General features: G+C 63.4%; 19 protein-coding genes. 8 read left to right on the top strand and 11 right to left on the bottom strand.

Annotated features, from left to right (window positions below; all coding sequences use genetic code 11):
• Nucleotides 1-75: 75 nt before the first annotated feature.
• The 8 genes from FJ950_RS03495 to puuE form a co-directional block, all read right to left on the bottom strand.
• On the bottom strand, nt 76-2,061 hold the full coding sequence (locus FJ950_RS03495) for a CocE/NonD family hydrolase (RefSeq protein ID WP_140615070.1): 1,986 nt from the start codon (nt 2,059-2,061) through the stop codon (nt 76-78).
• Between the two features lie 79 nt (nt 2,062-2,140).
• Entirely contained in the window at nt 2,141-2,497 is a 357-nt protein-coding gene (locus FJ950_RS03490) for a type II toxin-antitoxin system MqsA family antitoxin (protein WP_224718912.1), read from the bottom strand.
• 65 nt (nt 2,498-2,562) lie between these two features.
• A complete protein-coding gene (locus FJ950_RS30045; protein WP_281408376.1) occupies nt 2,563-2,694 on the bottom strand; it encodes a type II toxin-antitoxin system MqsR family toxin in 132 nt (43 codons plus the stop codon).
• On the bottom strand, nt 2,636-2,869 hold the full coding sequence (locus FJ950_RS03485; RefSeq protein WP_281408375.1) for a type II toxin-antitoxin system MqsR family toxin: 234 nt from the start codon (nt 2,867-2,869) through the stop codon (nt 2,636-2,638). Before FJ950_RS03485 ends, FJ950_RS30045 begins: the two co-directional genes overlap by 59 nt.
• A gap of 57 nt (nt 2,870-2,926) precedes the next feature.
• Nucleotides 2,927-3,520: a nucleoside deaminase gene (locus tag FJ950_RS03480; protein ID WP_140615066.1), complete on the bottom strand. Its 594-nt coding sequence runs from the start codon at nt 3,518-3,520 to the stop codon at nt 2,927-2,929.
• A complete protein-coding gene (locus tag FJ950_RS03475; protein ID WP_015314321.1) occupies nt 3,520-4,023 on the bottom strand; it encodes an ureidoglycolate lyase in 504 nt (167 codons plus the stop codon). Before FJ950_RS03475 ends, FJ950_RS03480 begins: the two co-directional genes overlap by 1 nt.
• The gene (locus FJ950_RS03470) at nt 4,020-4,883 is read right to left on the bottom strand and encodes a bifunctional allantoicase/(S)-ureidoglycine aminohydrolase (protein WP_140615064.1); all 864 of its coding nucleotides are present in this window, start codon (nt 4,881-4,883) and stop codon (nt 4,020-4,022) included. Before FJ950_RS03470 ends, FJ950_RS03475 begins: the two co-directional genes overlap by 4 nt.
• Nucleotides 4,884-4,893: 10 nt before the next feature.
• Nucleotides 4,894-6,312: an allantoinase PuuE gene (gene puuE, locus FJ950_RS03465; protein ID WP_140615062.1), complete on the bottom strand. Its 1,419-nt coding sequence runs from the start codon at nt 6,310-6,312 to the stop codon at nt 4,894-4,896.
• A 204-nt stretch (nt 6,313-6,516) separates the two neighbouring features.
• On the opposite strand from puuE, the gene uraH reads away from it, so the two are divergent.
• The 4 genes from uraH (at nt 6,517) to xdhC (ending at nt 11,807) form a co-directional block, all read left to right on the top strand.
• Nucleotides 6,517-6,891 (top strand): hydroxyisourate hydrolase, encoded by a 375-nt coding sequence (gene uraH, locus FJ950_RS03460; RefSeq protein ID WP_140615060.1) that lies wholly within the window; start codon nt 6,517-6,519, stop codon nt 6,889-6,891.
• A gap of 3 nt (nt 6,892-6,894) precedes the next feature.
• Nucleotides 6,895-8,376 (top strand): xanthine dehydrogenase small subunit, encoded by a 1,482-nt coding sequence (gene xdhA / locus FJ950_RS03455; RefSeq protein ID WP_140615058.1) that lies wholly within the window; start codon nt 6,895-6,897, stop codon nt 8,374-8,376.
• A complete protein-coding gene (xdhB, locus tag FJ950_RS03450; RefSeq protein WP_140615056.1) occupies nt 8,376-10,739 on the top strand; it encodes a xanthine dehydrogenase molybdopterin binding subunit in 2,364 nt (787 codons plus the stop codon). Before xdhA ends, xdhB begins: the two co-directional genes overlap by 1 nt.
• Before the next feature lie 63 nt (nt 10,740-10,802).
• Nucleotides 10,803-11,807 carry a xanthine dehydrogenase accessory protein XdhC gene (gene xdhC, locus FJ950_RS03445; protein WP_140615054.1) on the top strand — a complete coding sequence of 335 codons (1,005 nt, stop codon included), beginning with the start codon at nt 10,803-10,805 and terminating at the stop codon, nt 11,805-11,807.
• A gap of 447 nt (nt 11,808-12,254) precedes the next feature.
• On the opposite strand, the gene FJ950_RS03435 is transcribed toward xdhC, so the two are convergent.
• Nucleotides 12,255-13,175, bottom strand: a complete 921-nt coding sequence (locus FJ950_RS03435) for a LysR family transcriptional regulator (RefSeq protein ID WP_140615052.1) — start codon at nt 13,173-13,175, stop codon at nt 12,255-12,257.
• 132 nt (nt 13,176-13,307) lie between these two features.
• Between FJ950_RS03435 and FJ950_RS03430 the strand changes: the two genes are divergently transcribed.
• The 4 genes from FJ950_RS03430 (at nt 13,308) to FJ950_RS03410 (ending at nt 17,871) form a co-directional block, all read left to right on the top strand.
• The gene (locus tag FJ950_RS03430) at nt 13,308-14,525 is read left to right on the top strand and encodes a urate hydroxylase PuuD (RefSeq protein ID WP_140615050.1); all 1,218 of its coding nucleotides are present in this window, start codon (nt 13,308-13,310) and stop codon (nt 14,523-14,525) included.
• A 2-nt stretch (nt 14,526-14,527) separates the two neighbouring features.
• Entirely contained in the window at nt 14,528-15,841 is a 1,314-nt protein-coding gene (gene guaD / locus FJ950_RS03425) for a guanine deaminase (protein ID WP_140615048.1), read from the top strand.
• Between the two features lie 76 nt (nt 15,842-15,917).
• Nucleotides 15,918-16,424 (top strand): heme-degrading domain-containing protein, encoded by a 507-nt coding sequence (locus FJ950_RS03420; RefSeq protein WP_140615046.1) that lies wholly within the window; start codon nt 15,918-15,920, stop codon nt 16,422-16,424.
• A gap of 181 nt (nt 16,425-16,605) precedes the next feature.
• Nucleotides 16,606-17,871: a glycerate kinase gene (locus FJ950_RS03410; RefSeq protein ID WP_140615042.1), complete on the top strand. Its 1,266-nt coding sequence runs from the start codon at nt 16,606-16,608 to the stop codon at nt 17,869-17,871.
• A 9-nt stretch (nt 17,872-17,880) separates the two neighbouring features.
• Here FJ950_RS03410 and FJ950_RS03405 read toward each other — a convergent pair whose 3' ends face one another.
• Entirely contained in the window at nt 17,881-19,350 is a 1,470-nt protein-coding gene (locus FJ950_RS03405) for a UdgX family uracil-DNA binding protein (RefSeq protein WP_140615040.1), read from the bottom strand.
• 2 nt (nt 19,351-19,352) lie between these two features.
• A complete protein-coding gene (locus FJ950_RS03400) occupies nt 19,353-20,588 on the bottom strand; it encodes a putative DNA modification/repair radical SAM protein (RefSeq protein ID WP_140615038.1) in 1,236 nt (411 codons plus the stop codon).
• Between the last annotated feature and the right edge of the window lie 14 nt (nt 20,589-20,602).

Below are 20,602 nucleotides of genomic sequence, written 5' to 3'. Positions count from 1 at the left end.
AAGCGGTAAGCAAGACCGAATGCGACATGCCGTGGCGTAAATCGCACGTCGCATTTGGATCAATGATTTCAACGCTCAAACAAGCGCACGCGGGACCTTTTCGTCGAAATCGCGCTCGAAGACGAGTTTTTCGCCCTCATAAGCTTCGATTCGGGCGCTGACGATGAAGTTTTGCGTGTCCGACCGCATCTGCGCCCATGTCTCGGTACGGACCGACCATCCATTTCGCGACAGGGTCTGCGTCCAGTGTGTCTTTCCCGAGGCTGACAGGGGATCGTCAGGTTGGATGGTCCAGGTTTCGCGGGCGATGCTGCCGTTGACCAGTCCGTGGTCGAGATCGCGCACTTCGCCGAAGTCGTCCGTTATCGACAGCGTGACAATCCCGGTCTTTTCGTCGCGATCGACATGGCGTTCGGAATTGGCGGGCCGAACCGTCTCGGTCGCCCACGGCGTAGCACCTTCCGGCTCGGCGAAAACGGCTTCGTCGCCTGTTGCCAGCAGGCGCAACGGCACCGATAGCGTGGCCGCCGACACGGTCAGTCGTACCGGCTCGGGCGAGGGCCAGATAGCGGGCCAGTAGGCGGTCGAAACGGCGACGCGCAGACGATGGCCGGCCGGCACGCGGTAGGCGCATTGATCGAGCACGACACGGACCGAAACCGTCTCCCCGGGGACCGGCGCCTCGGGGAATTCATGCGAGCTGCGGTGCGTCAGATTGAGCACGCCATAGGAGATCAGTTCCGAGGCGCCGTCGGGATGCACGTCGCAGAGCCGGACAGCGATGTTGGCCTGGGGCCGATCCGAGGCAAGCTGGACCTGAAGCTCCGGCGCGCCGACGATCTCGATCGGTTTGGTGAGCTCAGGCTGGTCGAAACAGGCCGACAGCCCATCATCAGGACGCTGATCGCCCGGCAGTTCCGGTCCGAAGGTGAACGGAAAGTATTCGCCGCCGGCAAGCCCACAGGTTTGCGGCGAAGCGACGGTTGAAGGCCCTGCACCCGGAGCCATGAGCTCGAGCGCTTCAATCGTTATGTTGGACGACGGCCATTCCTGCTCGGCTATCCAGCGGCCGGGCCGCTCCGGATGCCAGCGCGCGGGACGCACGCTGTCCATCACATAGGCGCGGTAGTCGGGATCGGCCTCGACGCCGGTCTCGGCGCCCTTCAGCCAGCGGTCCCACCAGCGCAGCGCTTCCTGGAGGAAGCCGATGGCTGGCTTGGGGCCGGCATAGTGCGGGTATTTGTGGATCCACGGTCCGACGATGCCCTTGACCGGTGCCTCGATGTTGCTGACGAGGTGCGAGATCGTGTTGCGGTAGCCGTCGTGCCAGCCGCCGATCGACAGCACAGCCGCCTTGACGGCCGAAAAATCCTCGCAAATCGAACCGCGCTTCCAATAGGCGTCGCGATGCTGGTGGCTGAGCCACAGCGGCGCCATGAAGGCCAGGTTCTCCAGCCGGGTCATCCAGAGGTCGCGCCATCTGTTGTCGCCGGCAATCAGCGGATCCGGCGGCCGCGACGAATAGGACAGCATGGTCGAGGCCCAGCCGAAATTTTCGTTCAAAAGGCAGCCGCCCTTGTAGTGGATGTCGTCGGCATAGCGGTCGACGGTCGAGCACAGGCTGATCACCGCCTTGAGCGCCGGCGGCTGTTTGGCCGCCACCTGCAGGCAGTTGAAGCCGCCCCAGGAAATACCCATCATGCCGACATTGCCGTTGCACCAGGGCTGGGCCGCCGCCCAGGCGATGACATCGCAGGCGTCCTGCAGTTCCTGCTCGGAATATTCGTCGTCCATCAGCCCTTCGGAATCGCCATTGCCGCGCATGTCGACGCGGATCGAGGCGTAGCCGTGGCCGGCGAAATAGGGATGGGTAAGCTGATCGCGAAAGATCGTGCCGTCGCGCTTGCGGTAGGGCAGGTGCTCGAGGATGGCAGGCACCGGATCGTCGCCCGCGTCCTCCGGCATCCACACCCGCGCCGACAGCCGGCAGCCATCGGGCATGACGATGCCCATATCGGGAAATTCGACGACCTTGCGGGGAAATTCGGTGATGATTTTCATGGCAGGCATAACGCTCCGCGGCACGAGAACTTTCAATCGCCATTCGCGACTGGAGCAGCGAAATATGCGACCTGTGCCGCTACCGCAATTCGTCGAGCAGTTCGGGATGTTTCTCCAGCAATGTCATCAATTGAATGGTCGGGCCACTCGGTTCGATCAAGCCTCTTTCATACTTGTCGAAGGCGTTCTCGCCGACCTTGAACAAGGATCCGGCCTCGCGCTGCGACAGCTTGAGCTTCGTGCGCATGCGGCGGATGGTTGACGGGGCCGGCACGCCGTCGATCTTCTCCTTGAGCGCGCGCAGCGCGGCATCAACGGCGGCCATGTCGTCGCCGACATGCACACCCTCGCCATCCGATGGCGGATAGTAGCCGGGCAGGTCGACGATCATGCTCTCGCCCTTATAGGTCACGGTGAATGGACGGACTCCGCGCATCAACGTTTCTCCGGTTTCGGGGGAGACCATCCTATTCGTTTCACTGCTCTCCCTTGTCGCCATGGTCATTTCTCCTTGAATGACATGATCGTGAATTCGGTCACGACATCCGCCTGGAATTTCACATAGAGAAGCATGTCACGAGCTGGCACGTGATAGACATCCTGCCACACTCGATGATCCGCGAAAGTCGTCATCGACTTCACAAACATCTTCCGACGTCATGCTGTCGATCACCTCGATCACACCGGCGCGATCGAAGCCCAGCCCAACAGCATCCCGCAGTGCGGACGTTGTGATCGCCAGCGTGTCGACAGACCCAAATGTCGACTTGATTGCATAAAGATCGTAAGTGGGTCTGCGTTTATCCATAATCCAGTATGCCCCCATAAAGGGGGTAACTCAAGCGGCGATTGTTGAGACGGAAGCTCAATTCAGCGGAATGTCGTTCTCAGCCTTGCTCGCCTGGTAGTCACCCGACAATTCGTCGTAGCGCGCCGAGATTTTCCCGATCCGCTCCTCCAGCCGCTGGCGTTCGGCCCCGGCCAGCGCCCGCACCAGCTTGCGGATCGAAAAACTTTTCCAATAGGCATTCTCGGCATTGTAGCCGCCGGGGTCGAGGGTGAAGACCTCTTTCAGAATTTTGAGATCATGCGGGATCGCAAAACTGTCGCGCGAATCCTCGTGGCTGAACAAATAGTAGAAATTGTCGAAGCCGGCCCAGGTGATCGCCGACAGGCAGAGCGAGCAGGGCTCGTGTGTGGCGAGAAAGATGGCGCCCTTGGTGTCGATGCGCTCGGCCCTGGGCATCTCGTAAAAGCGCTTCAGGCAATGCACCTCGCCATGCCAGAGCGGGTTTTCCATCTCGTTGTTGGTCTCGGCCAGTACCAGCGAATGGTTGTCCTTGCGCAGGATCGCCGCGCCGAACAGCTTGTTGCCGTGGGCGACGCCTTCTGCCGTCTTCGGCACGATGTCGTGCTCGATGACGTCGAGCAGGCGGTCGATCAGCGAGATGTCGGTCATCACAAGCTCTCGTCGGGGAGGTGGATTTCGTAGGCGTGCGAGAAATGGAATTCCTCGAGGTTGGAGCCGTCGCCGCCACGGTCGACGATCAAAAAGTCCTGAGGCTCTCCGAGCGGCGTCAGCACGCCGTGCCAGAGATTGCGGAAATAGTTGATGCCTTGCCCCGGTGCGGTGACGAAGGCATGCGGCTCGCCAGGCCCGTCCTTGCCGTCAGGGCAGACGACGACCAGGAACGGACGCGGCGACAGCGGTATGAAAGCCTGGCTGCCCAAGGGGTGGCGCTCCACCATGGTCAGCTTCAGCGGCATGTCATAGGGCGTGCCGCGCACCATCGAGATCAGCACGCGCGCATTCGGCCCCGTGGCTTGCGCGGTGGCGAGGTCATGGTAGCGCTCTGCCTTGCCGCCATTGATCGGATAGTGGTTGTCGCCGCCCATGTCGATGACATCGCCGAATTCGGCGAAGGCCCCACGGGTCAGCGGCCGCGCGACAATGCGGCTCATGACGTCCGCTTCGCGATGCCGGCCCCGCCGAGCTTGGCGTGCCGATTGACGTCCTTGTAGAGCAGATAGCGGAATTTGCCGGGGCCGCCGGCATAGCAGGCCTGCGGGCAGAAGGCGCGCAGCCACATATAGTCGCCCGCCTCGACCTCGACCCAGTCCTGGTTGAGCCGATAGACAGCCTTGCCTTCGAGCACATAGAGCCCGTGTTCCATGACATGCGTCTCGGCGAACGGAATGACCGCGCCCGGCTCGAGCGTGACGATGGTCATGTGCATGTCGTGGCGCAGATCGGCGGGATCGACGAACCGCGTCGTTGCCCAGCGGCCCTCGGTGCCGGGCATCGGCGTCGGCGCGATCTCCTGTTCGTTGGTGAAGAAGGCTTGCGGAATCTCGAGGCCGTCGACCGCCTCATAAGCCTTGCGTATCCAGTGGAAGCGGACAGCCGCCTTGCCTTCGTTGCGGACTGTCCAGCCGCTGGCCGGCGGCAGGAAGGCAAAACCGCCGGGGCGCAACACATGTTTCATGCCGTCGAGCAGAACCGTCAGTTCGCCCTCGACCACGAACAGGGCGCCTTCGGCGCTGGCATCGGGCTCCGGCCGCTCGCTGCCGCCGCCGGGCGCGACCTCGACGATGTATTGCGAAAACGTCTCGGCGAAGCCGGACAGCGGCCGCGACAGGATCCAGACACGGGTCTTGTCCCAGAACGGCAGGGCGCTGGTGACGATGTCCTGCATCACGCCCTTGGGGATGACTGCATAGGCCTCGGTAAAGACGGCGCGGCCGGTCAGAAGTTCGCTCTGGCCGGAATGGCCGCCCTTTGGGGCATAATAGGTTCGCTCGGGCATCCTGATCGTATCCATGGGTTCAAACCTATTGTGGAAGCATGTCCTTGAGGCGCAGCAGCGCGATGCGCTCGACCTGTTTGCAGGCGGTTTCGAATTCGACGCCGCGGCCGTTGCCGATGCGGGCTTCGAATTCGGCGAGGATTTCCTCCTTTGTCTTGCCTTTCACCGCGATGATGAAGGGAAAGCCGAAGGTGGTGACGTAGGCGGCGTTGAGCTTGGAGAACAGTTCGCGTTCCTTGTCTGTCAGCGCGTCGAGACCGGCGGAAGCCTGTTCCCTGGTCGATTCCGCCGTCAGTCGCCTGGCCTTGGCCAGCTTGCCGGCGAGGTCGGGATGGGCGTTGAGCACGCCGAGCCGTTCGGTCTCACTGGCGGAACGGAAGATGCGGCAAAGCGCATTGTGGAGGCCGCCCGCCGTGTCGTGCGCCGGGCCGAGCTCCAGCTCGTAGGCCCGCTCGGCGATCCAGGGCGAATGTTCGAAAACGCCGCCGAAGCTGTGAACGAACGTCTCGAATTCCATCTTCGAGGGGCGTAGCGCGGCCGGCTGATAGGGGTGGTTTTCCTGCCAGTGCTTGGCGATGTCGATACGCCGCGCCAGCCAGACCTTGTCGTGCGATTTGACATAATCGACGAAGCGTTTCAGCGCCGCCACCCGGCCCGGCCGCCCGACCAGGCGGCAATGCAGGCCGATGTTCATCATGCGCGGCCGGCCGGCCTTGCCCTCGGCATAGAGCGTATCGAAACTGTCCTTCAAATACGCAAAGAACTGGTCGCCCGAGTTGAAGCCTTGCGGTGTGGCAAAGCGCATGTCGTTGGCGTCGAGCGTATAGGGGATGATGAGCTGCGTGCCGTCTTCATGCTCGAACCAGTAGGGCAGTTCGTCGTCATAGGTGTCCGAGACGTAGTCGAAGCCGCCTTCCTCTGCCACCAGCCGCACCGTGTTGATAGATGTGCGGCCCGTATACCAGCCGGTCGGGCGCTGGCCGGTCACCTCGTAGTGCAGCTTGATCGCCGCTTCGAGGTCGCGGCGCTCGTCCTCGGCGTCGTGGTCGCGGTAGTCGATCCACCTCAACCCGTGCGAGGCGATTTCCCAGCCGGCTTCCTGCATCGCCGTGACCTGGTCGGGCGAGCGCGCGAGCGCCGTGGCGACGCCATAGCAGGTGACAGGCACTTGCTCTTCGCTGAACAGGCGCAGCAGCCGCCAGAAGCCGGCCCGCGCCCCATACTCGTAGATCGATTCCATGTTCCAGTGGCGCTGGCCCACCCAGGGCGCCGCGCCGACGATCTCGGACAGGAAGGCCTCAGAAGCTTTGTCGCCGTGGAGCACGCAGTTCTCGCCGCCCTCTTCGTAGTTGACGACGAACTGCACGGCGACATGCGCGCCGCCAGGCCATTTCGGATCCGGCGGATTGGCTCCGTAGCCACGCATGTCCCTGCTGTAACGCATCGTCCCTCCGCGCCCGGCATCACCGGAAGTATGATCAGGATATCGAAAGGGTGCTTCTCGCATTCCCCTCAAAATTTTTGAAAGTGTTTTTGTCGCACTCCGCTCGACCGGGACTTATGCATCGCCTTTAATTGGCGCACAATTCATCAGTAGTGTTCGATTGTACCGGCCAATTTGTTCGTATTGGAAAATGGGAGGCGGCCAATGGCAGAGACATCGAAAGCCGATGGCGGGCGTCTGACGACCCATGTCCTGGATACCGCGACCGGCAGGCCGGCGGCGGGATTGTCCATCGCGCTCTACCATATCGAGGGTTTGGCCCGCACGCTTCTGAAGACGGTCGTCACCAATGCCGACGGCCGCTGCGATGCGCCGCTGCTGGCCGGTGCCGACTTCCGCATCGGCGAATATGAACTGGTGTTCGCGGCCGGCGACTATCTGCGCGGCCAAGGAACGAAGCTGCCCGAGCCGGCCTTCCTCGACAGCGTGCCGATCCGCTTCGGCATGGCGCAGGCGCTGCACTACCATGTACCATTGCTGATCTCGCCATACGGCTATTCCACCTACAGGGGGAGCTGAGGCATGGCCAAAGTCAATATCCGCAACGAAATCCGCTTCATTCTGAATGGCAGGGATGTCGCGCTGTCATCCGTGGCGCCTGACGCGACCCTGCTCGACTGGCTGCGGCTCGACCGTTCGCTGCGCGGCACCAAGGAAGGCTGCGCCGAGGGCGATTGCGGCGCCTGCACGGTGCTGATCGGCAGACTTTCGGCCACCGGACTGGTCTATGAAAGCGTCAATGCCTGCATTCGCTTTCTGGGCTCGCTCGACGGCACCCATGTCGTGACGGTCGAGCACCTGCGCGGCGAAGCTGGCCAGTTGCATCCGGTCCAGCAGGCTATGGTTGATTTCCATGGCTCGCAATGCGGCTTCTGCACGCCGGGTTTCGTCATGTCGCTCTACGGCTTGTGGATGAAGTCACCGGACCCTTCGGACGCGGCCATCGAAAAAGCCTTGCAAGGCAATCTCTGCCGCTGCACCGGCTATGAGGCGATCATGCGCGCCGCGCACGCCATATCGAGCTACGGCAAGGCGGCAAAAGACGTGCTGGCGGTGGAGCGCCGGGACGTCACCACACGGCTGCAGGCGTTGCAGGATGGCGCCAGGGTCGAGATCGGCGCCGGCGGGACGCGGCTGGTAGTGCCGGCCGATGCCGACGATTTCGCGGCTGTCTTCGAAAAAGAGCCGACCGCCACCGTCGTAGCCGGTTCGACCGACGTTGGCCTGTGGGTGACCAAGCAGATGCGCGACATCTCGCCGGCGATCTTCATCGGCAATCTGCCGGGGCTTTGCACCATCACGGAAGACAATGGTGTCATATCGATTGGCGCCGGCGTCACCTACACCGAAGCCTTTTCGACACTGTCGAAACGCATCCCGGCATTGGGGCCGTTGTTCGACCGCATCGGCGGGGAACAGGTCCGCAACATGGGCACGATCGGCGGCAACGTCGCCAACGGCTCGCCGATCGGCGACACGCCGCCACCGTTGATCGCACTCGGTGCGCGGCTGACATTGCGCAGGGGCAAGACACGGCGCACGATCCCATTGCAGGATTTCTTCATCGCCTATGGCAAGCAGGACCGCCAGCCAGGCGAGTTCGTCGAGGCCGTGCATGTGCCGGTGCCGGCAAAGGGGACAAAGTTCGCCGTCTACAAGGTCACCAAACGCCGCGACGAGGACATCACCGCGACCCTTGGCGCCTTTTATCTGGCCTTGGCCAAGGACGGCACGGTAGCCGATATCCGCATCGCCTATGGCGGCATGGCGGCAACGCCGAAGCGGGCGTCCTCTGTCGAAAAGGCGCTGCTCGGCAAGGCCTGGACCGAAGTGACGGTGGAAGCGGCTATGGCCTGCTATGCCAGCGATTTCACCCCGCTGACCGATATGCGCGCAACCGCCGAATACCGAGCTTTGGCGGCGAAGAACCTTCTGTTGCGCTTTTACGTGGAAACCACCGGCACCAAGGCGCCGTTCCAGGTATCACGCAGCGAGGCGGCCTGATGAACAAGCACGCACCATCAAACCTCAAGGCCGAGAAGATCGTCGGCGGCGTCGCCACCGACCAGCGGCACGATTCCGCCCACAAGCATGTCAGCGGCGGCGCGGTCTACATCGACGACATGCCGGAGCCGGCCGGCACGCTGCATGTCGGTCTTGGCCTGTCCAAGGTGGCGCATGGCGTCCTGAAGAGCGTCGATCTCTCGGCGGTGCGCGCGGCCCCTGGCGTCGTCGACGTGCTGACCTATGCCGACGTGCCGGGCGAAAACGATGTCTCGCCCAGCAACATGCATGACGATCCGGTGCTGGCGGAAGGCAAGGTGCAGTTCTTCGGCCAGCCGATCTTCGCGGTCATTGCCGAGACCCGCGAGGCGGCGCGTCGCGCCGTGCGCCTGGCTGGGATCGAGTATGACGAGCTTCCCGCCGTCGTCGACATATGGGACCTCGATCCGACCAAGGACAAGCAGGTCACCACGCCGCTGATCCTGAAGCGTGGCGACGCGGCCGCCGCAATCCAGGCCGCTCCCCGCCGCGTCAAGAACCGCATGTGGCTTGGCGGCCAGGACCATTTCTATCTCGAAGGCCAGGTGTCGCTCGCCATCCCCGGCGAGGACGACGAGGTGACCGTCTACTGTTCGACGCAAGGGCCGAGCGAGACGCAGCATCTGGTCGCCCACACGCTCGGCGTGCCGAGCAACGCGGTGACGGTGGAGGTGCGCCGCATGGGCGGCGGCTTCGGCGGCAAGGAAACGCAGGCCAACCAGTGCGCCGCGATCGCCGCCATCGCCGCCAAGAAGCTGAAGCGGGCGGTCAAGGTCCGGCTCGACCGCGACGAGGACATGACCGCCACCGGCAAGCGGCACGATTTCGCCATCGACTACGAGGTCGGCTTCGACGACGAGGGCAACATCCTCGGCGTCGATTTCACCTATGCCTTGCGCTGCGGCTTTTCCGCCGACCTGTCCGGCCCGGTCGGCGACCGCGCGCTGTTCCACTGCGACAACGCGTATTTCTATCCCGCGGTGTTGGCCAAGTCGGCGCCGCTCTACACCAACACCGTCTCCAACACCGCCTTCCGCGGCTTCGGCGGCCCGCAAGGCATGATCGGCGCCGAGCGGGTCATCGACGAGGTCGCCTTCGCGGTCGGCAAGGATTCGCTCGAAATCCGCAAGCTGAATTTCTATGACTCGATGGAGGCGATCGGCGCGCGCTGCGTCACGCCCTATCACCAGAAGGTCGAGGACTGCATCATCCAGCGCATCGTGGCGGAACTGGAAGAGAGCGCCAGCTATGCGCGCCGCCGCCGCGAGATTTCCGCGTTCAACGCCAACAGCCGCTTCGTCAAGCGCGGCCTGGCGCTGACGCCGGTCAAGTTTGGCATCTCCTTCACCAAGACCGAGTCCAACCAGGCCGGGGCGCTGGTCCATGTCTATGCCGATGGTTCGGTGCACATGAACCATGGCGGCACCGAAATGGGGCAGGGCCTGCACCTCAAGGTGGCGCAGGTCGTGGCCGAGGAGTTCCAGATCGACCTCGACCGCGTGAAGATCACCGCCACCACAACCGCCAAGGTGCCCAACACCGCGCCGACGGCGGCGTCCTCGGGCGCCGACCTCAACGGCATGGCGGCGCAGAACGCGGCGCGCCAGATCCGCCAGCGGCTGACCGACTTCGCCGCCGAGAGATATCAGATACCTGTCGACCAGGTGGTGTTCCTGCCCAACCGGGTGCGCGTCGGCAACCAGGAAGTCAGCTTCAACGATTTGGTCAAGCAGGCCTACATCGCGCGTGTGCAGCTCTCGGCCGCCGGCTTCTACAAGACGCCGAAGATTCACTGGGACCGCGGCAAGGGCCAGGGCCACGCCTTCTACTACTATGCCTATGGCGCGGCCTGCGCCGAAGTGTCGGTCGACACGCTGACCGGCGAGTATGTCGTCGAGCGCGCCGATATCCTGCACGACTGCGGCCGTTCGCTGAACCGGGCCATCGACCTCGGCCAGGTCGAGGGCGGCTTCATCCAGGGCATGGGCTGGCTGACCACCGAGGAACTGTGGTGGGACGACAAGGGCCGGCTGCGCACCCATGCGCCCTCGACTTACAAGATCCCGCTGGCCTCGGACCGGCCGAAGATCTTCAACGTCGCGCTGACCGACTGGTCGCAGGCCTATGAGCCGACCATCCATCGCTCCAAGGCGGTCGGCGAGCCACCGCTGCCGCATGGCATGGCAGTGCTGCATGCGCTGTCGGATGCCGTGGCCAGCGTCGCCGACCACAAGATCTGCCCGCGCCTCGACGCGCCGGCGACCCCCGAACGCGTGCTGATGGCGATCGAGCGGTTGAAGAAAGAGGTCAAGGCTGGCGCCTGAAGGCCGGCAAACGTGCAATTCCAGCCGAAAAAGCCTATATTTTGCATTCGGGAACCGTGAACCATGAACTCGAACGTGCAAAGCCTGAAAACCTTTCTCGGCAGCGCCGCGCGACTTGCCCTGGTCGAAGTGGCCGGTACCAAGGGCTCGACGCCGCGTGAGAAGGGCGCCTTCATGCTTGTTTCGTCGGCGGCGATCTTTGGCACGATCGGCGGTGGTCAGCTCGAATACATGGCCATCGACAGAGCTAGGCAGATGCTCATCTCCCCCCTCGAGGGGGAGATGGCCGCGAAGCGGCCAGAGGGGGTCCTCGCAGGAGGCACCGCAAGGGGGTCGAGCACTGCCGCAACGACCCCACCCGGCGGCTTCGCCGCCACCCTCCCCTCGAGGGGGAGGGGAACCCGCATCGAGGCCGACGAAATCTGCGCCTCGCTGGACGTCCCGCTCGGCCCCGAAATTGGCCAGTGTTGTGGCGGACGGGTCGAGGTGCTGATCCGGCTGGTCGATGCAGCGCTGGCCGCCGAACTGGTTGCGGCGGCGGAAGCCGAGGAGGCGCAGTTGCCGCATGTCTATATCTTCGGCGGCGGCCATGTCGGCCAGGCGCTCGCGTCTACGGTAGCGCTTCTTCCCGTGCACGGTGTCGTCATCGAGACGCGGGCCGAGGCGCTGGCAGGCATGCCGGAAACCGTCGAGACGCGGCTGACGCCGATGCCGGAAGCCGAGGTGCGCAACGCCCCGGCCGGCACCGCCTTCGCCATCCTCACCCATGACCACGCGCTCGATTTCCTGATCGTCGCCGAGGCACTGAAACGCGGCGACGCTGCCTATGTCGGCATGATCGGCTCGAAGACCAAGAAGGCGACATTCAGAAACTGGTTCCTGAAATCGGCGGACGGCGCGGAGACTGAATTTGCCCGGCTCGTCTCGCCGATCGGCGGCGACGCCGTCAAGGACAAGCGCCCGCCCGTTATCGCCGCACTGGCGGCCGCCGAGATCATGGCGGCTCTAGTCGTGCACGGAGCGGCCTCAAGTTCCGACCGTCCCCATGACAGGGTGATGGCGAGTTAGACTTGCGCCGCCGCTAAGCCGGCCGTTTCAAGCCGAGATGTTCAGGCAGCGTGACCGCCGCTCTCGTCGAACAGTAGAGCATCAGCGTCCTGCCACAGGCCCTGCACGATGCCTGTGAATTCCTCCGCGCAGCGTCGAAAAACCGTGTCCGAAAATCCTTCGGGCCTGCTGAAGTTGGTGGCCTCGCGCGGGTTGGGTCAGCGATGCGTTCCAGCCGGCACGGCCGTGGCTGATGACGTCGAGGGGACGCGAAGCGTCGCGCCAGATTATAGGCTGATGCGCGGGTCGAGGCGCCCCGGAATCGGCAACGATGACCCATCGGCTTTGCTCATACCTCGACCAAGGTGCGGATTGCTCGGTCAAAACCGCGCAGGACGAAACTAAGTTCGTCCTGCAGCAAGACAAGCCCGGCGAATGGACCAGCCGGCGGTCACTTGCCGGCCTGTTCTACCGCCCAGCCAGGATGTCCTTGATCAGCCGCTGGCAGCGCTCCGCCATGAAGTCGAGCAGCAGGCGCACCTTGGGATCCTGCAGCTTCTTGTGCGGATATACGGCAGCGAATTGCACCGGCGTAGGCGGGGTGCTGGCGAGAATGACCTTCAGCCGCCGGTCGCGGATGAACGGCTCGACCTCGAAGCGCGGCTTGTTGATGATACCGCGTCCCGACAGAGCCCAACCGGTCAGCACGTCGCCGTCATCGGTGTCGTAGGGCCCGTGCACTTCGAATTTTTGCTGGCCGGCCGGCGTTTGCAAGGTCCAGACATATTCGCGTGCGCCGGAATAGCGCAGCATCAGGCAGTCATGTCTCCTGCCGATCAATTCCTGCGGATCCATGGGCTCGCCGCGTGCCTCAAGATATTTGGGTGCGGCGACCAACACACGTTCGCATTCCATGATGCCGCGCATCCGAAGGCTGGAGTCCTCGATGATGCCGAGCCGGAAGGCGACGTCGATGCCCTCTTTCATGATGTCGACATTGTGGTCCGAGAGCCTGAGCCGCACCTCGATATCAGGGTATTTGTCGTGAAAATCGGGAATGCCCGAGGCCACCAGCCGCCGGCCGAGCCCAAGCGGCGCCGTCACCTTGATGGTGCCGCGCGGCTGGCCGGACAGTGCCGAGACGGCCGCCTCCGCTTCAGTGATCGCCTCCAGAACCTGCTTCGCGCCCGAGTAGAACACGGTGCCGTGCTCGGTCGGCATCAACTGCCGTGTCGTGCGGTTGAACAGCCGGACGCCGAGATGCTTCTCCAGTTCCTTGATACGGTTCGAGGCGACCGCCGGCGAAATGCGCATGTCGCGCCCGGCCGCCGACAGATTGCCGAGCTCGACGACGCGGACGAAGACGGCGATGTTGTCGAGATAGGCCATGCGGAGCACCTTCGCCGGTTTGCAGGGATCAACCTAGTATTTTCCAATTTTTTTTGAAAGTCATCGCACACCTCGCCTCTTTCCGTTTACGCGCCACACCTTAAAGTCGCGTCATCGGCAGGGACGACTTCAATGATGGATTTCGCGATTTTCTGGGACTGGCTGAGCTTCGCCGTGCGCTGGCTGCACGTCGTCACCGGCATCGCCTGGATCGGCTCGTCCTTCTATTTCGTCGCGCTCGATCTGGGCCTGCGCCAGCGACCAGGCATGCCCGTCGGCGCCTTCGGCGAGGAATGGCAGGTGCATGGCGGTGGCTTCTACCACATCCAGAAATATCTGGTGGCGCCGGCCGAGATGCCCGAGCATCTGACCTGGTTCAAGTGGGAATCCTACGCCACCTGGCTGTCCGGTTTCGCCATGCTGTGCGTGGTCTATTACGCCGGAGCGGACCTGTTCCTGATCGATCCCAATGTGCTGCCGATGTCGGTGCCAACAGGCATCCTGCTGTCGATGGCGACGATCGGCGTCGGCTGGGTGGTCTATGATCTCCTGTGCCGCTCGCCGCTCGGCAAAAGCGACACCGGCCTGATGCTGGTTCTCTATTGCGTGCTGGTGTTCATCGCCTGGGGACTGACGCATCTGTTCACCGGCCGCGCCGCCTTCCTGCATCTTGGCGCCATCACCGCGACGATCATGTCGGCCAATGTCTTCATGGTCATCATTCCGAACCAGAAGATCGTCGTCGCCGACCTCATCGCAGGACGCAAGCCGGATCCGAAGTACGGCAAGATCGCCAAGCAGCGTTCGCTCCACAACAACTATCTGACGCTCCCCGTGCTGTTCCTGATGCTGTCGAACCACTATCCGCTGGCGTTCGGGACACAGTTCAACTGGGTCATCGCCTCGCTGGTGTTCATCATCGGTGTCTTGATCCGCCACTATTTCAACAGCGTGCACAAACGTGCCGGCAACCCGCACTGGACCTGGCTGGGCGCCCTTGTCCTGTTCCTCATCATCATCTGGCTGTCGACCGTGCCGAAGGTGCTGACCGGTGAACCCAAGGTTTCCGCCTCGGCGCAAGTCTATATCGCTTCGGCGCATTTCCCGGCGGTGCGCGACACCGTGCTTGGCCGCTGCTCGATGTGCCATGCCGCGGAGCCGGTCTACGAGGGCATCTACCACGCGCCCAAGGGGGTGATGCTGGATACGGACGCGGGCATTGCTGATCATGCCCGCGAGATTTACCTGCAGGCAGGCCGCAGCCACGCCATGCCGCCCGCCAATGTCACAGAGATCACCGACAAGGAGCGGGCGCTGCTGGTCGCCTGGTTCGAAGGCGCGGGGAAATAAGCATGACCTCGACACTTCTGCGCGGCCGCACGCTGTCCTTCGTGCGCTGGCCGCTAGCCATCGACGACCACTCCGCCTGGCGCTACGAGGAAGATGGCGGCCTGCTGACAAGCGACGGCAGGATCGTTGCATCGGGCGCCTACGCCGATGTCGAGAAACAGGCGGGCGAGGGGACAAAAAAGATCGATCACCGGCCGCATCTGTTGCTGCCGGGCTTCATCGATGCCCATGTGCATTTCCCGCAGATGCAGATCATCGCTTCCTATGGCGCCGAACTGCTCGACTGGCTGAACACCTACACCTTTCCAGAGGAAACAAAATTCGCCAACGCGCAGCATGGCCGCCGCATCGCGCGCCTGTTCCTTGATGAGACGGTGCGCCATGGCACCACGACGGTCGCCGCCTACTGTTCGGTGCACAAGGCGTCGGCGGAAGCCTTCTTCGCCGAGTCGCACGCGCGCGACATGCTCAACATCGCCGGCAAGGTGATGATGGACCGCAATGCGCCCGAAGGTGTGCTCGACACGCCGCAATCCGGCTATGACGACACCAAGGCGCTGATCGCCGAGTGGCACGGCAAGGGCCGCCAGCTTTATGCCATCACGCCACGCTTCGCCATCACTTCGTCACCGGAGCAGATGGAGATGGCCGGCGCGCTGTGCCGCGAACATCCCGACCTGCACATGCAGACGCACCTGTCGGAAAACCACGCCGAGATTGCCTTCACGCAACAGCTCTACCCCTGGTCGCGCGACTACACCGATGTTTACGAACATTACGAGCTGCTTGGCAAAAAGAGCCTGTTCGGCCATTGCATTCATTTGTCGGAGCGTGAGGCGGACGCGCTGTCGGACAGCGGTTCGGTGGCTGTATTCTGCCCGACCTCCAACCTGTTCCTCGGCTCGGGCCTGTTCGACTATCAGCGCTTTCGCCGCCGCGACAAGCCATTGCGCATCGCGGCCGCCACCGATGTCGGCGGCGGCACCAACTATTCGATGCTGCGTACCATGGACGAGGGCTACAAGGTCATCGCGCTCAATGGCGAGAAGCTCAACCCGTTCCAGTCCTTCTGGCAGATCACGCGCGGTAACGCCGAGGCGCTGTCGGTAGTGGACAGGATCGGCACGCTGGAGGATGGCACCGACGCCGATATCGTCGTGCTCGATGCCAGGGCGACGCCGGCGATGCGGCTCAGGATGGAAACGGTCGAGACGCTGGCGCAGGAACTGTTCCTGCTGCAGACGCTGGGAGACGACCGCGCCGTGCGCGAGGTCTATGTCGCGGGGCGGCCCGCCAAGAGCGACATCGCAATTTAGCACTGCGGCGTGTTCCCCGCTTGACCCGGCGGCAGCCATCGGTCAAAGCGTGCGGCGAAGTTGACAGGGGGACGACATGGCCGTTGCTGACGACATCGCTCTGATCAAGAGACAGGAAGAGACGCTTGTCTTCACGGCCTTCGACGAGGCTGTCGCCTTCGAGATCGGTTCGGCCATCCGCGACCGGGCGCTCCGGGAAGACTTGCCCATCATCGTCGACATCAGGACCTTCGACCGGCCGCTGTTCTATGCCGCGATGCCGGGCTCGAACGCTTCCAATCCCGACTGGGCACGGCGCAAAATCAATGTCGTGAAGCGCTATCTCAGAAGCACTTACCGGCTGGTGCTGGAGCAGCAGCGCCCCGACCGCACCTTCAAGATCGGCGAGGGGCTCGATATTGCTGACTATGTGTTGGCCGGCGGCGGCTTTCCGGTTGCGGTCAAGGGCGTCGGTGTTATCGGCGTGATCGCGGTCTCTGGCCTGCCTGAGCGCCAGGATCATGGCGTGGTGGTCGATGCGCTGTGCGATTACCTGGCCATCGATGCAGGCAAGCTTGCTCTGCCGCCGGAAGAAAAATCGTGACGTCAGCGCTGCCCCTCACCCTCACCCTCACCCTCTCCCCGTATAGAGACGGGGAGAGGGGCGTACCAACGCTGGAGCGCTTCCCTTCTCCCCGTCACTATACGGGGAGAAGGTGCCGGCAGGCGGATGAGGGGCGGGGCCAGCCTTGCGGCTATTCGCAAATCGCCGATGGCAGCCAAGGATGACCGTGCTCGATCCCAAATCCTTCCTCATCTCCATCTTCGACGCCGCCGTCGCGGCCGCCGATCCGGAAAAGACCATTCGCGATCATTTGCCGGCAAAGCCGAAGGGCCGCACCATCGTCATCGGTGCCGGCAAGGGCTCGGCGCAGATGGCGGCGGCCTTCGAGAAGGTCTGGGATGGGACGATCGAAGGCCTGGTCGTTACCCGCTACGGCTATGGCGCCAAATGCGAGCGCATCGAGATCATCGAGGCCGCACACCCGGTGCCGGACGCTGCCGGGCTCGAGGCCTCGCGGCGCCTGCTGGAGAAGGTGCAAGGGCTGACAGCGGACGATCTGGTCGTGGCGCTGATTTCCGGCGGCGGTTCGGCGCTGCTGCCGTCTCCGGCCGCCGGCCTGACGCTGGCCGACGAGATCGCCGTCAACGAGGCGCTGCTTGCCTCCGGCGCGCCGATCGCGGCGATGAATACCATCCGCAAACACCTCTCCACCATCAAAGGCGGCCGGCTGGCTGCCGCGGCCTGGCCGGCCAAGGTGGTGTCGCTGGTGGTCTCCGACATCCCCGGCGACAATCCGGCCCTTGTCGCCTCCGGCCCAACCGTTCCCGATGTCGGCAGCCGTGAGAATGCCCTGGCTTCTATATCAGCCTACGGCATGAAACTGCCGGACGCGGTCATGGCGCATATCCAGTCGCCGGCGGCCGACGCCCCAGATCCCGGCGATCAGCGCTTTGCGCGCAACGAGGTGCATCTGATCGCATCGGCCGGCGTGTCGCTGGAAGCGGCAGCGGTGGAAGCGAGGCGGCAAGGCATCGAAGCCGTCATCCTCTCCGATGCCATCGAAGGCGAAGCACGCGAGGTCGGCGGCGTCCACGCGGCCATCGCCCGCGAAGTGGCGACGCGCAACCGGCCCTTCCAAAAGCCGGTTCTGATCCTCTCGGGCGGGGAGACCACCGTCACGCTGCGGGCCAAAGGCAAGGGTGGCCGCAATTCGGAATTCCTGCTTGCCTTCGCCATTGGCATCAATGGCATCGAAGGCATTCACGCCCTGGCGGCCGACACTGACGGCATCGACGGCTCGGAAGACAATGCCGGCGCCTTCGCCGACGGCTCGACCGTTTCGCGCATGCGCGCGGCGGGTGTGGATGCCAAGGCGATGCTGGCCAGAAACAATGCCTGGACGGCCTTCAATGCCGTTGGCGATCTCTTCGTGCCCGGCCCGACCGGCACGAACGTGAACGATCTCCGAGCAATTCTCATCCGCTAAACCGGCAGATCAAGCCGCTATCAGCTTCTTCACCTGCTTCATATCCTGCAAAAACCGCTCGCGTTCGGCTTCTTTGCCGGCGCGATCCCGAATGCGCAGGATGAAGGAGGGATGGATGGTGAGGAAGACACGCAAGCCATCCTCGCGTTCGATCACCTGGCCCCGCATCTTGGTCACCGGGACCGCCTTGCCAAGCAGGGATAGCGCCGCCGTGGCGCCGAGCGCCACGGCGAGATTCGGCTTGATCAGGTCAAACTCGTGGTCTAGCCACCAGCGGCAGGCTTGAACCTCGCCGACATTCGGCTTGGAGTGGATGCGGCGTTTTCCGCGCGGTTCGAATTTGAAGTGCTTGACCGCGTTGGTGACGTAGACCTTCAGCCGGTCGACCCCGGCATCGTCCAATATGGCATCGAAAACCTTGCCCGCCGGGCCGACGAACGGCTGGCCGGCGAGGTCTTCCTGGTCGCCCGGCTGTTCGCCGACGAAAATCACCTTGGCGTTGTCAGGCCCCTCGCCGAATACGGTCTGCGTCGCATCGCGCCAAAGCGGACAGCGGCGGCATCCCTTGGCGGCCTCGCGCAATTCGGAAACCGTGTGCGCGGCATCGTCCTCAGGCGCTTCGGTAGGCTCATGCTTAGGCCAGTGCCTCGCCTGCACCTTGGCGTGGTGCGGCGCGGGCATTGTCGGCATCTTCGCAATCATATCCCTGGCGGCCTCGTCCGCTCCTGCGATCAAGTCAGGAATGAGCGAGGCCTCGGGAAGGTTCCGCCAATATTTCTTCGGCATCTCCTTTTGCATGGCCTTCACCTTGAGGCGTGCCGGATTGAAGATGTTCTCGAAATAAGTCCTCCACAGCGTCTCGGTGTCGTCCTTGTCTGGCGCATCGCCCTTGGCCGCGCCCGGCCCGATCGCCAGCCTCTCGCCATCCCAATCGGCGGACGCGTAAGGCGTCAGGATCGTCCAGCGCATGCCGGTAAAACGCCTGACGAAGAAATCCGCATTGCGCTCGACGATGAAATGGTCGGGTTCGAACCAGGCGACATAGCGTTCATCCTCGCCGTCGCCGATCTTCCGGAAGCGGACGAAGGCGTGCATCTTGTGGCTGTCGCGCCGCACTGCCTTTTCCATGGTTTCAAGCCGTTTGGTGTCGGGATCCGATGCGATCGCCAGCAATTTGGGCTCGGTGCGCAGCCGCCACAGCAGCCTGTAGAGAAAGGCGAAACGTCCGGGATCGGAATGGCAGAAGGCGGTCTCGGCGTGGCCGATGAAATCGCGTGGCACAATGAGTTCAGCGCCCTGCGGCACGTCAGGCAAGTCGCTTGGCGGCCGGTCGAGACCGGCTACGACATGCCAGCTGATGTCCTCGGGGCTGACCTCATTCAACGCCAGCCGCCGAGCCGCGTCGCGCCAGCCGGCGAAATCGGTCTGGCTTTCAAGCCAAACGGTGTGGCGGGTGAGGTCGAGCTCGGCCGGCGGCATCGTCAAAACAGCGCCAGTTGTTCGCAGGATTGCACGATCTTGCCGCGCAGTCCGGCCTTGTCTGTGAGCGCGCCTGGCGACCAGCCTTCGGCGATGATGAAGGGCCTGAGCTTGGCGATCGAATGGCAGAGCCGGCCGACATCCTCGAGCCGCAGTCGCCGGTAGCGGCGGGTTTCGAGGATTTTCGCGACAACCTTGGTTCCCAGGCCAGGCACGCGCAGCAGCGCTTCGCGGTCGGCGCGGTTGACGTCGACGGGGAAGCGTCCCCGGTTGCGCAGCGCCCAGGCAAGTTTCGGATCGATGGCGAGATCGAGCATGCCATCGCTGCTGCCGGCCAGGATTTCAGGCTGCGAAAATCCGTAGAAGCGCATCAGCCAGTCGGCCTGGTAGAGCCGGTGTTCGCGCATCAGCGGCGGCTTCCGGAGCGGCAGCGATGACGAGGAATCGGGGATCGGACTGAAGGCCGAGTAATAGACGCGCCGCAAATGGTAGCTGCCATACAGCCGGGCGCTGGCGTGCAGGATTCCGTCGTCGGAGGTGTTGTCCGCGCCAATGATCATCTGCGTCGACTGGCCACCCGGGGCGAAGCGTTCTCGTTTTTTGGTCCGCAACGTCGGCTCGGCTTTTTCCTCCATCTTCCGGCGCAAATTGGCCATGGAAAGCCGGATTGTCTCCGGCCTCTTTTCCGGCGCCAGCTTCTTCACGCCCTCGTCGGTGGGCAATTCGACATTGATCGACAGGCGGTCGGCATAGAGCCCGGCCTTCTCGATCAGGTCCGCCGAACTCTCGGGGATGGTTTTGAGATGGATATAGCCGGAGAATTTTTCCTGCAGCCGCAGCCGCCGCGCCACCTCGACCATCTCGCCCATGGTCTCGTCAGGCGAACGGATGACGCCCGAGGACAGGAAAAGCCCTTCGACATAATTGCGCCGGTAGAAATCCATGGTCAGCTTCACCACCTCGTCGATGCCGAAGCGGGCGCGCCGGACATTCGAGGACGAGCGATTGATGCAATAGCTGCAGTCGTAGATGCAGAAATTGGTCAGCAGGATTTTCAGCAGCGAGATGCAGCGGCCGTCCGGTGCGTAGGAATGGCAGATGCCCATGCCTTCGGTGGAGCCGATGCCGCCGGATTTCAAAGAGTCCTTTTTCGCCGCGCCCGATGAGGCGCAGGAGGCGTCGTATTTGGCGGCGTCGGACAGGATTGCCAGTTTCTCACGAACAGGGAGTGCGCTCATTTGTTCATGATATG

It is taken from the genome of Mesorhizobium sp. B2-3-14 (assembly GCF_006442175.1).
GTDB classification, from domain to species: Bacteria; Pseudomonadota; Alphaproteobacteria; order Rhizobiales; family Rhizobiaceae; genus Mesorhizobium; species Mesorhizobium australicum.
Note: the sequence above shows the minus strand (reverse complement) of the source record. Positions and strands in the feature narration are given on the sequence as shown.

What these genes read in the sequence shown, in the direction of transcription:
- FJ950_RS03420 (WP_140615046.1), top strand. Translation starts at nt 15,918, where the DNA reads ATGGCCGTTGCTGACGACATCGCTCTGATCAAGAGACAGGAAGAGACG.
- FJ950_RS03435 (WP_140615052.1), bottom strand. Translation starts at nt 13,175, where the DNA reads ATGGCCTATCTCGACAACATCGCCGTCTTCGTCCGCGTCGTCGAGCTC.
- guaD (WP_140615048.1), top strand. Translation starts at nt 14,528, where the DNA reads ATGACCTCGACACTTCTGCGCGGCCGCACGCTGTCCTTCGTGCGCTGG.
- FJ950_RS03490 (WP_224718912.1), bottom strand. Translation starts at nt 2,497, where the DNA reads ATGCGCGGAGTCCGTCCATTCACCGTGACCTATAAGGGCGAGAGCATG.
- FJ950_RS03480 (WP_140615066.1), bottom strand. Translation starts at nt 3,520, where the DNA reads ATGACCGACATCTCGCTGATCGACCGCCTGCTCGACGTCATCGAGCAC.
- FJ950_RS03495 (WP_140615070.1), bottom strand. Translation starts at nt 2,061, where the DNA reads ATGAAAATCATCACCGAATTTCCCCGCAAGGTCGTCGAATTTCCCGAT.
- FJ950_RS03470 (WP_140615064.1), bottom strand. Translation starts at nt 4,883, where the DNA reads ATGGATACGATCAGGATGCCCGAGCGAACCTATTATGCCCCAAAGGGC.
- FJ950_RS03485 (WP_281408375.1), bottom strand. Translation starts at nt 2,869, where the DNA reads ATGGATAAACGCAGACCCACTTACGATCTTTATGCAATCAAGTCGACA.
- xdhA (WP_140615058.1), top strand. Translation starts at nt 6,895, where the DNA reads ATGGCCAAAGTCAATATCCGCAACGAAATCCGCTTCATTCTGAATGGC.
- FJ950_RS03400 (WP_140615038.1), bottom strand. Translation starts at nt 20,588, where the DNA reads ATGAGCGCACTCCCTGTTCGTGAGAAACTGGCAATCCTGTCCGACGCC.
- xdhB (WP_140615056.1), top strand. Translation starts at nt 8,376, where the DNA reads ATGAACAAGCACGCACCATCAAACCTCAAGGCCGAGAAGATCGTCGGC.
- FJ950_RS03430 (WP_140615050.1), top strand. Translation starts at nt 13,308, where the DNA reads ATGATGGATTTCGCGATTTTCTGGGACTGGCTGAGCTTCGCCGTGCGC.
- puuE (WP_140615062.1), bottom strand. Translation starts at nt 6,312, where the DNA reads ATGCGTTACAGCAGGGACATGCGTGGCTACGGAGCCAATCCGCCGGAT.
- FJ950_RS03410 (WP_140615042.1), top strand. Translation starts at nt 16,606, where the DNA reads ATGACCGTGCTCGATCCCAAATCCTTCCTCATCTCCATCTTCGACGCC.
- FJ950_RS03475 (WP_015314321.1), bottom strand. Translation starts at nt 4,023, where the DNA reads ATGAGCCGCATTGTCGCGCGGCCGCTGACCCGTGGGGCCTTCGCCGAA.
- FJ950_RS30045 (WP_281408376.1), bottom strand. Translation starts at nt 2,694, where the DNA reads ATGACGACTTTCGCGGATCATCGAGTGTGGCAGGATGTCTATCACGTG.
- xdhC (WP_140615054.1), top strand. Translation starts at nt 10,803, where the DNA reads ATGAACTCGAACGTGCAAAGCCTGAAAACCTTTCTCGGCAGCGCCGCG.
- uraH (WP_140615060.1), top strand. Translation starts at nt 6,517, where the DNA reads ATGGCAGAGACATCGAAAGCCGATGGCGGGCGTCTGACGACCCATGTC.
- FJ950_RS03405 (WP_140615040.1), bottom strand. Translation starts at nt 19,350, where the DNA reads ATGCCGCCGGCCGAGCTCGACCTCACCCGCCACACCGTTTGGCTTGAA.